The sequence below is a fragment of the Pseudomonas sp. FG98 genome (genome assembly GCF_057808595.1).
In genome coordinates, this window is record NZ_JBMDIJ010000136.1 from 1 (window position 1) to 9474 (window position 9474).

Below are 9474 nucleotides of genomic sequence, written 5' to 3' on the forward strand. Positions count from 1 at the left end.
CATCATTTTGTGGTGATCTGAAGTTGTGTAGATACCCATGCAGCGATGAGGCCCTGCCAGTCTACCCACCCCGCGCCGCCCTCCGGCATGCCGATGTCGCTTTCAGCAACGAACGCGGCAAACCCAGGCAACAGACACCTCGCATATCGGCCTAGCTTCGACGGGCGGATGCGGTGCGCAGTCCTGCCGCCTCCCGTAGTGCCATTGCATAACAAGTCCAATAACAAAAGGCCTTCAGGATGAATACTCCTTCCACGAAGCGTGATCGTGCAGAACTGGCGCAGGGCTTCAAGCCGCGCCATGTCACCATGCTGTCCATCGCCGGGGTGATCGGCGCCGGCCTGTTCGTCGGCTCCGGCCATGCCATCGCCGCCGCCGGCCCCGCTGCCATCCTCGCCTATGTCATGGCCGGCGCCCTGGTGGTGCTGGTGATGCGCATGCTCGGCGAAATGGCAGTCGCCAGCCCCGACACAGGCTCCTTCTCCACCTACGCCGACCGCGCCATCGGACGCTGGGCCGGGTTCAGCATCGGCTGGCTGTACTGGTGGTTCTGGGTGCTGGTGATCCCCATCGAAGCCATCGCCGCCGGCGTGGTGCTCAACGCCTGGTTCCCCCAGGTGGATGCCTGGCTGTTCGCCCTCGGCCTGACCGTGGCCCTGACCGCCACCAACCTGGCCAGCGTCGGCAAGTACGGCGAGTTCGAGTTCTGGTTCGCCATGCTCAAGATCATCGCCATCGTCGCCTTCATCGGCCTGGGTTTCTACGCCCTTCTCGGCGGCCTGCCGGGCCGCGAGGTCAGCGGCCTGAACCAGTTGCTGCACACCCGGGGCGGCTTCCTGCCCAATGGCTGGACGGCGATCATCGGCGCCCTGCTGACCACCATGTTCAGCTTCATGGGCACAGAGGCGGTGACCATCGCCGCCTCGGAATCGAACAACCCCGCCGGCAACATCGCCCGCGCCACCCGCTCGGTAATCTGGCGCATCAGCGTGTTCTACCTGCTGTCGATCTTCGTGATCATCTCCATCGTGCCGTGGAACGACCCGCTGCTGCCGGTGCAGGGCTCCTACCAGCGCGCCCTGGAAATCATGCAGATCCCCTACGCCAAGCTGCTGGTGGATGCGGTGGTGCTGGTGGCGGTGGCCAGTTGCCTGAACTCGTCGATCTACATCTCGTCGCGGATGGTCTTCTCCCTCGGCAAGCGCGGCGACGCTCCGGCGCTGCTGCAGCGCACCTCGTCCCGCGGCGTACCGCGCGCGGCGGTGATCGCCAGTACCCTGATCGGCATGCTCGCCACGGTAGTCAACTACTTCGCCCCGGCCCACGTGTTCCAGTTCCTCCTGGCCACCTCGGGCTCGATCGCGCTGCTGGTGTACCTGGTGATCGCCTGCTCGCAGCTGCGCATGCGCGGCATCCTGCAGCGCGAAGGCAAGCCGCTGGCGTTTCGCATGTGGCTGTTCCCCTGGCTGACCCTGGCGGTGATCGCCTTTATCGTGTTCGCCCTGGGGGTGATGTTCGTGATGCCGGCGCACCGCATGGAAGTGACGGCGACGCTGACACTGGCGGGAGGGATTGCCTTGCTCGGGGTGATGCGTTCGCGGCGGCAGGTTGCGGCACCCGCCATCGCTCATTGATAGGAAAGCGCTGCCCCGGGGAAGCTCGGGGCAGCACCGGAGCGGGCGTTACAGCTTGCCCTTGGTTTCCCGGGTGATTTCCTGCAGGCCGGCTTCGGTGATCTTTTGCCAGTCGCTCTCGACCACCATCTGCATGTTGTCGCTCTTGAGTGTCACCACATCCAGGTCGCTGGCACCCTCGCCTTCGATCTTCAGGTGCGACTTGTTGTTGACGGCAACACTGGCGAAACCTGGCGAGAACCACGACCAGAACTCGACGATACGGACCTTGACCTGGGTAGCGTCCGCTGCCGGGGCACCGCTCACCACTTCATACCCTGCCTGGCGGTAGGCCGAAGCTACGGCCTCGCCAACCAGACCGGAAACGGTGCGGCCCGACGGCAGGACCACGTCACCCATGCCCTTGCCAAAACTGTTGCGCTTGCGCCCGAACGCACGCTCGGTGATCGACTTGTCGTTGATCTCGCCGTTCTTCAGCGATGGGATATCGGCCTGGCGCGGATCGAGCTGGAAGACCCGTTCATCCACGGTGCTGATAATCACCTTCTTGCCATTGGTCGCCGCCTGGACCGCAGGCTTGGGAACACTCACATCGAGTTCCGAGCGGGTCGTCGCACACCCGGTCAATACCGCCAGCATTACCGCACCCAACACTATCCGAACGCCCATCTACTGCACCTCGATCCTTGTCGCCATCATTGGCCTTGCCGGGAATCCGGCGGCGGGATTGTAACTAAATGATGGCAAATAGGCATGACCCGTATCACGCCTTGCACTCCGTTGCCTGGGGCAAAAGATGAATATCCACCCGCCGGTTGGCCGCCCTCCCCAACTCACTGTGATTGCTGGCAACCGGCTGGCTGTCGGCGGCATTACGAATGGCGAAGCAGTCATCGGGAATGTCGCTCATGGCCTGTATCCAAGCCCGTACCGCTGCGGCCCGGTCCCGCGACAGCTCCCGGTTGCGGGTGCTGTCACCGGAGTTGTCGGTGTGCCCGGTAATGACGATCAGCCAGCCCGGCTGGGCCTTGATCTGCACCAGGGCGTTCACCAGCGCCTTGCTCGCGTCGCCCCTCAACTCGGCACTGCCGGCGTCGAACAGGGCCAGACTGTCCAGTCTCACGGCTTCGGGAGGACGCTGGACAGCATGCCGCTCCGCCTGCCAGTACGACCACCACGCCCATCCGGCCAGGACGGCCAGCAGTGCGGCGACGCCCAGCCAGCGGGTGATACGCGCCTTGCCACGCGGCACCTCGGCGATGATCGTCGACGGCACGGCAGCCGGCGGCAGGACAACCACCGGCATGAGCTGCTCCGCTTGGGCCGACGGTGAAGTCGGCAGCAGCTCGGGGGGCGACAAACGACCCCGTTCGGCCTGCTGCAAAAGCCCGGCAAGGTACTGCTGCAACAGGCGCAGACCTGCCTGCGGCGAGTCGACCGGCGTGGGCAACAGCCCCTGTAGCCGGTGCACTTGCGCCTGAAGCTGCAGCACCGCCGACAAGCCAGCAGGCAGGATGGCCACTCCGCGCAACAGCACCAGCACCTGGCGGTACAGCCAGTCGAGGATTTCCAGGCGTGTCCCGTCAGCCATTGGCCAGACCTGCTCCCATTGCCCTGCCAGCCCTTCGAGCAAGGCGAAGCCCTGCACCAGCCCCTCGACACCGCGCTGATGCCCATGGGCCAGAACGAAGGCCACCGCCGTCTGCAGATCGATGCCGTTCTTCCTGAACACCGCAAGGCACAGGCCTTCTACCTGCTGCCAGTCCATATCCGGGCAGGCCGGATGATTGAGCTTCGCCAGTTCGCGGCACAGGCGCTTGAACGCGTCGAGCTGACGCGGATCAGCACCGATCCGCCCGGGGGTTGCGAGTAATGCCGTCATCCGGCGTTCCTTCCGTTGAAGATTCAGGGAATCGAGAGCTGATCCTGCTGTTTCAGGTGGCGGACCAGCACACGCCCACCGCTGCCCAGGCGGGTGCCGAAGGTGACCGGCTGACCGTTCTTCAACCGTGCATGGAGGATGTAGTGCAGGTGACCTGGCAGGTCCTGGTCGATCGGGTCGACGCGCAGATCGTGCAAGCGTGGTTCGTAGAGGCTCACCGTGCTTTTGATGCCTTCGACCACGCCATTGGCAGCGGGACCCAGGCTGTGCATGACCGTCCCCATGTCGGGCAAGCCGAGGTCCGGCAGGTGGGCAAGGCTGCCGGCGCGGCTGTTGAACATGCGCTGCAGGTTATCCAGTACCGACAGCACATGCTGGTCCTGCTCATCGACCTGATGCAGGTCCAGTTCGCCAGTGAAATTGCCCAGCAGCACTTCGTACAGCGAGGGCGGATAGTCGCTCATGACTTACTCCTGCCACGGCCGCAGGCTCAGGTGGTTGTCGCCCAGCTCGATGAGCCGGGCCCGGTCAGGATCCAGATCGTCGCGCTGCAACACCATGCGCCAGGTACCGGCTTGCGGCTCGGGGTAACGGAACAGGGCAACCACGGCCACATGTTGTGCCTCCCGGTGCAGCGGCATGCTCAGTTGGGCGCCCTGCTCCGGGGTGACCACCAGGGCCCGCTGGTCGAGCAGGTCGGCGCCGAGCATGTGCTGGCTGCCGTCGAGCAATTCCTCGTAGCTGGCCTTGTCCAGTGCCTTGCGATCGCGCAACTGGTAGACCCGCACCAGGGCCGGTACCGACAGGACGTTCATGTCCTGGAAGTCGGTGTTCAGCGCCGAGCGGCCACTGAAGTCCAGGTGGAGGGTCTTCACTTGCTTGTAGAACACTGCCTGGGTGGTTTCACGGGTGCTCTCGGCCACGCTCTGGAACAGCCCGCAGCCACTCAGTGAAACAGCCAGCACCAGGGTCGATGCTCTAGAAACGGTACGCCACATGTTCGATCTTCCTTTCCTGCGGATTGTTCTTCAGGCCTTCGTAACGGCCCAGGTTGACGGTGATGTGTGCCTGCGGGTCGCGTCCCAATGGCCCCATGACAGCGGTCATGCCCAGCAACGCCGTGTTCGCCCCCAGCGCCGCCGGGACCAGGCTGGCCAGTGGTAGCGACAGCTGCAAACGCGCGGTACAGCGCCAGCCCAGGTACACCCGCAGCAGCACCAGCAGGTCGCCGTGCAGTTGTCCGCCAGGCAGCCAGTCGCGGGCTTCCTTGGGGTCCTCGGTGGCCAGCACCAGCAGCAACTGGCTGCTGGCATCCCGGGCCATTGCCCCTAATGGCGTGCTCTGGTTCAGGTACGCCGACCGGCCGGGGCCCAGCCCTGGGGCTGCGGCCAGGTGGATGTTGCGCGGCCAGTGGCCCTGGATCCGCACTTCGGTACGGGTCGCCAGCAGCTTGACCAGGGCGGTGATGCCTTCGGCATTGCGGGTCGGCAGGCGCATCACCGAGAGCAGCGCGAGAAAGCGTGATACCGGAGTGGCGATGCGCTCGGCGGTGCCGGGAATGCCGAGGCCGATCAGGCCCAGCAGACATTGCGAGGTGGCGTCGCGGCCGCCCGTCTCGAAGCTGGCCGGGTAGGAGTACTTGCGCCAGATCCGGTAGAACTGGGTGAAGATCCGGTGGTTGAAGAGATCCAGGAAGGCTTCCAGGGCCTCATGGCCTTCACGGCGACGGCTGATGTCGTCCAGGTAGCCAGTGGGCAACGGCGAGTCCACGCCGTAAAGCCCCAGCAGGCGGGTCCGCACCGTGGCCGGACGCTGGGCGTCCCGGGCATCGAACTCGATGGCGCGCAGTTCGCCGGCTGGAAAGCCCATGCCCGGGTCCGGACGGAAGCGCACCGGGTCATCGCCCGGATCGCTGCTGCTGCCCAGCGGCGGCAGGCCGGGCGAGGCCTTTTCGAGCAATTGGCAGAAGCGGTACAGATCGGCCTCGGCCACCCGCCCTTGCAGGGCCTGCAGCAGTTCGACGGCGTTCAGCCGGGGATCCGCTGGCTGTGATTCTCGTTCCATCGCAGGGTCTTTCCGGTCGGTTGCAGGATCAGCGTGAGCTGGTTGAACAGGTGGATATCGGCATACAGGGCGAAGAAGCGGTTGAGCAGTTCGCCGAACAGGGCAATGTCGCCCTCGCCGCAGAAGCCATCGGCGTCGAGGGTCACCTCGATATCGACGCCGCGCAGCAGGAAGCCTTTTTCGAAGCGCTGGATCAGGTGATGGCGCACATCGACGATGGCCGTCAGACGTCGACGGTTGAGCTCGTTGTCGCTCCAGTCGTAGAGCGCCAGGGTGCCGCGCAGGACCTCGGCGCTATCGAGCATGGGCAGAAAGTTCGAACCGAGGTGGCTGAGCACGCGCCAGTGGAAACGGTCACGGCTGGGGGGATAGCAAGGCAGCGTCGGTGCGGTCAGGTTGCGCACCCGCAGGCCGTGTTTCTCGTCGGTGCGGAAACTGTCCAGCAGGGTACTTTGCAGAGCCTTGCGCGGCAGTTGGCCGTTGGTGCCGGTCAGGCTCAGGGAAACGCTCTGTCCGCCGTTATGCTCCAGGCTCTCGAAGCCTTCCCCGCCAAGAATCAGCCAGGTGTCGTGCAGGCCACTGGGGCCACGCTTGACCCGGCTATGGAAATAGCACTCCGGCGCCTCGTCGCGCAGCATGCCGCCCTTGTGCCTGAAACTGCTGAACGGCACGTACTGGGTGTTGTTCTCGCGGTTGGCAACGCTGACCTGATCCACCGAGTAGATCTCGGTATGACCGTCCTGCAGGCGCATGGGGCGCAGCAGGTATTCGGACTGCAAGGGATTGAGGTTGATCGGGTCCGCCTCGACGTGGAACAGGTTGATGACCGGCACCGCATTCAGGCGAATGTGCTCCACCGCCGGGTTCACCCCATGGGACCAGGGCTCGGCCAACAGCACCTCCAGCTCGAACCAGGCGGTGTCCGGAGGGATCGTCATCCCCTCCAGGCCGTGCAAGGTGACGAACATGAACTTCTCGCGGAAGTTGAAGTACTCCAGCAGCAATTGATAGCCGCTGAATGCACTGTCGCCCTTGGTCCACAGACGGTCCTGCGCAGAGAACCCCCTGGGCGAAAAGTGCCCGTCCAGGCGCTGGCGCTGCACATCCTTCGAGTGGCGGGCATATAGCTCCGGCTGCCCCTGGGTCAGGGCCTGGTGCAGGGCGCTGGCCAGCGCGGGTTCGGCGCTCAGGTAAAGCTCCAGCGCCTGCGGCCCGCGGTCCTGCTTCAGTGCACGGCAGTCGAAGCGCAGGCGCAGCAGCCGACGGCCATCGGCCTGGTAGTCCAGGCCGACGGCACTCACCGCCAGGGGCTGCAAGGGCATGTCGCGAGTGGTGGTGTAGCTGCATTGGGTACGCCGGGGACCGATGGGCTGCGACAACACCTCGAAGCCCTTGGCGATTACCCGGTCCTTTTCGACATTGCCCAGGTCCGGAATCAGCTCGACGATCGCCAGGGAGGGAATGGTCCGCAGGTAATGGGGCCAGAGCAGGCTGACCAGGCCCTCGGTCAGCTCGGGCAGGTCGTCGTCGAGCTTTTCCCGCAGGCGCCCCATGAGAAAGGCGAAGCCCTCCAGCAAGCGCTCGACGAAGGGATCCTCGGCGCCGTTCTTGTCCAGGTTGAGTTGTGCCGCACGGTCCGGAAACGCCTCGGCGAACTCCTTGCCGGCTTCACGCAGGTAGCGCATCTCGGCATCGAAATAGCGCAGGGTCAGATTGTCCATGGTCAAAAGAGTCGGGTTCCGTTCTAGGAAAAGTCAGCCGCACAGCACGGCGGCACGTACCGGGTCGATGGCGACCAGCGCCGCCAGTTGGGCATCCATCCGCCGCGCCAGCGCGGCACGGTCGACATCGCCGCGCTGGGCCTTGAGCCGCAGCAGCCGGAGCAGGCGCGCCTTGATCTCGAAATGCAGCTCGGGCTCCCAATCACGCAGGGCCTGGCGCTCGCCGATCGCGTCCAGTTCGCCGAGCAGATGCAGGGCCAGGTCGGTCTTGCCGTATTGCTCGGCAATCCGCGCCATCAGCAGGCGCAACAGCCAGCGCTGGCGTCCCGAACGCAGGTCGGGGCGCTGCGCCAGCCAGGCCAGGGCCTGTTCCACGCCCTCGCTGTCGGCCTGGGCCAGGGCCTCGCCTTCCAGCGCAAGGATGTCGTCCGCAGCCGCCACGGCCTCGTTGCCCGGTGCCGGCAGCCAGTTCTGCGGGCGGTTGCCGCCGACCTCGCGGGCGATCCATTCGCGGGTCTGGTCGTCGGCCAGCGGCGAGCCGTCCTCCCAGCACAGGGCCTCCAGCCCTGGCAGGCGTTCGAGGAACATGCCCAGGTCGCGCTTGACGATCCCGGCCCAGGAGCGCCGGGGTTCCGGCAGGTTGCTCAGGGCCTGGTGCAGGTACCAGTGCAGGTCCAGCCAGAAGTGATTGACCGCCTCGGCGAAGGCGTCTTCGACCTGCTCCAGCAGTTGCTCCCAGTGTTGCCGGGTATGCAGGCGCTTGAGCTGGGTCAGCAGGGGGCCACGTGGCGCGTACAGGTGGGTGCGGCCGTCGGTGTCGTGGGGCGGGGTTTCGTGGAGGGTGTCCCAGCGCAGGCTGCGCATCAGTCGGTGGGCTGCCAGCCAGCCGTCGGGTTGCTCGCGCAGCCAGCCGGCCAGGCGGCGGCCGTTGTCCAGCAGGTCGCGGCCGGACTTGATCGGCAGGTCCTGGTCCGGGGTCGCCTGCTCCTGCTGCGCGGTGTTCTGCGGCACAACCGCAGCGACCCCGCCGGACTGGTTCAAGCGCGCCGCCAGTGCCGAATGCAGCGCCGCCAGTTCGGGCCGCTGCGCCTCGGGCCAGGCCTGCATGCCCTGGTCCAGCCAGGCCAGTGCCGCCACGGTACGCTCGGCCTCCTCCTTCACCACCGCCGGAAATTGCGCCAGGCCGTCCAGCACCTTGGCCGTCGCCAGCCACTCCAGGGCCATGCGCCGGCTGTTGGCACGCGCGGGCCACAGATCGTCGGGGAAGCGTTCGAGCAGGGCCGCCAACAGGCCCAGACCCTCGGCCAGGCCCGGCTCACCGTCCAGCTGCAAGCGTGCCCAGAGGTAATAGGTGGCCACCCGCAGGTCCTTGCAGCGGCTGGTGAACAGGCCCCGGGCCAATTGCACTACCCTGGCCGGGTCGGCACCGGACAGCTTGTTGACCTCCTCGCGCATTGCCTGGAAGTCATCGTTATAGGCCGGGTCTTCGCCCACCGCCGATGCTTCGCCTATGGGTTGCAACCAGTCGTGCCAACGCGCCGCATCTGCGCGGGCCAGTGGCACTGGGTCACGGTCGCCGAAGCAACTTGTGATGAGCGATGGCAGGGTCATGTATTTCCTTCTGCATGAATGGGCTGGAACTTTCGGAGGAAAGAAAACAGCCACGCGACACTGTCGTGAATTGCCTTTATCCGGCATCACGCGAATCTGTTTATTACCGATATATCCAGAGGATTTTCAGCCGAAACCCTCGACCCGCCGCGCAGTTCGCTGCCGGACTTGGAAACTTGAATTTATAACTGGCGGGTAATTTTCTTGCGGGAGACAGTAAAGGATCCTTATTTGAACTTCTACCTCTCCAATTAACCTTGGGAAATTTCCAACATATCTGAGGAATATTCCTACAATAAAAACAACCAGCAACACCAAGTAACAAGTTAATTCAGCGACTACTTAAGCTGCAAAGAACTGTGTTGACGGTCCCAGAGCCTCATCGTCGACAAGCCGGCTCCCAGAGGGTCCCGGTCCAGCCGCAGGATCCAGGCCAGACACAGAAACCTGTGGGAGCTGGCATTGCCAGCGATGACGCCCGCAAGAACAACACCGACCCGCAAGATCGATGTCGAGGCTGATGGCCTCATCGCCGGCAACGCCGGCTCCCACAGGGTTCCGG

8 protein-coding genes are annotated in these 9474 nt (G+C 64.9%); 1 reads left to right on the forward strand and 7 read right to left on the reverse strand.

The features are described from left to right. Positions 1 to 239: 239 nt before the first annotated feature. On the forward strand, positions 240 to 1634 hold the full coding sequence (gene gabP / locus ACODSK_RS31425; RefSeq protein WP_489021877.1) for a GABA permease: 1395 nt from the start codon (positions 240 to 242) through the stop codon (positions 1632 to 1634). Between the two features lie 48 nt (positions 1635 to 1682). On the opposite strand, the gene ACODSK_RS31430 is transcribed toward gabP, so the two are convergent. The 7 genes from ACODSK_RS31430 to tssA all read right to left on the reverse strand — a co-directional run bounded on the left by ACODSK_RS31430 (position 1683) and on the right by tssA (position 8912). After that, on the reverse strand, positions 1683 to 2303 hold the full coding sequence (locus ACODSK_RS31430) for a YajG family lipoprotein (protein WP_489021879.1): 621 nt from the start codon (positions 2301 to 2303) through the stop codon (positions 1683 to 1685). Positions 2304 to 2397: 94 nt separating this feature from the next. After that, on the reverse strand, positions 2398 to 3516 hold the full coding sequence (locus ACODSK_RS31435) for a type VI secretion system ImpA family N-terminal domain-containing protein (RefSeq protein WP_489021880.1): 1119 nt from the start codon (positions 3514 to 3516) through the stop codon (positions 2398 to 2400). Positions 3517 to 3539: 23 nt separating this feature from the next. Next, a complete protein-coding gene (tssE, locus tag ACODSK_RS31440; RefSeq protein WP_489021881.1) occupies positions 3540 to 3980 on the reverse strand; it encodes a type VI secretion system baseplate subunit TssE in 441 nt (146 codons plus the stop codon). A gap of 3 nt (positions 3981 to 3983) precedes the next feature. After that, positions 3984 to 4514, reverse strand: coding sequence for a type VI secretion system lipoprotein TssJ (tssJ, locus tag ACODSK_RS31445; RefSeq protein WP_489021882.1), 531 nt, complete (start codon positions 4512 to 4514; stop codon positions 3984 to 3986). Beyond that, positions 4495 to 5580, reverse strand: a complete 1086-nt coding sequence (gene tssG, locus ACODSK_RS31450) for a type VI secretion system baseplate subunit TssG (RefSeq protein ID WP_489021884.1) — start codon at positions 5578 to 5580, stop codon at positions 4495 to 4497. The genes tssJ and tssG overlap by 20 nt, the downstream gene beginning before the upstream one ends. Further along, a complete protein-coding gene (tssF, locus tag ACODSK_RS31455; protein WP_489021886.1) occupies positions 5544 to 7307 on the reverse strand; it encodes a type VI secretion system baseplate subunit TssF in 1764 nt (587 codons plus the stop codon). The genes tssG and tssF overlap by 37 nt, the downstream gene beginning before the upstream one ends. Positions 7308 to 7334: 27 nt before the next feature. Next, positions 7335 to 8912 (reverse strand): type VI secretion system protein TssA, encoded by a 1578-nt coding sequence (tssA, locus tag ACODSK_RS31460; RefSeq protein ID WP_489021888.1) that lies wholly within the window; start codon positions 8910 to 8912, stop codon positions 7335 to 7337. Between the last annotated feature and the right edge of the window lie 562 nt (positions 8913 to 9474).

What these genes read in the sequence shown, in the direction of transcription:
- tssA (WP_489021888.1), bottom strand. Translation starts at nt 8,912, where the DNA reads ATGACCCTGCCATCGCTCATCACAAGTTGCTTCGGCGACCGTGACCCA.
- ACODSK_RS31430 (WP_489021879.1), bottom strand. Translation starts at nt 2,303, where the DNA reads ATGGGCGTTCGGATAGTGTTGGGTGCGGTAATGCTGGCGGTATTGACC.
- tssE (WP_489021881.1), bottom strand. Translation starts at nt 3,980, where the DNA reads ATGAGCGACTATCCGCCCTCGCTGTACGAAGTGCTGCTGGGCAATTTC.
- ACODSK_RS31435 (WP_489021880.1), bottom strand. Translation starts at nt 3,516, where the DNA reads ATGACGGCATTACTCGCAACCCCCGGGCGGATCGGTGCTGATCCGCGT.
- gabP (WP_489021877.1), top strand. Translation starts at nt 240, where the DNA reads ATGAATACTCCTTCCACGAAGCGTGATCGTGCAGAACTGGCGCAGGGC.
- tssJ (WP_489021882.1), bottom strand. Translation starts at nt 4,514, where the DNA reads ATGTGGCGTACCGTTTCTAGAGCATCGACCCTGGTGCTGGCTGTTTCA.
- tssG (WP_489021884.1), bottom strand. Translation starts at nt 5,580, where the DNA reads ATGGAACGAGAATCACAGCCAGCGGATCCCCGGCTGAACGCCGTCGAA.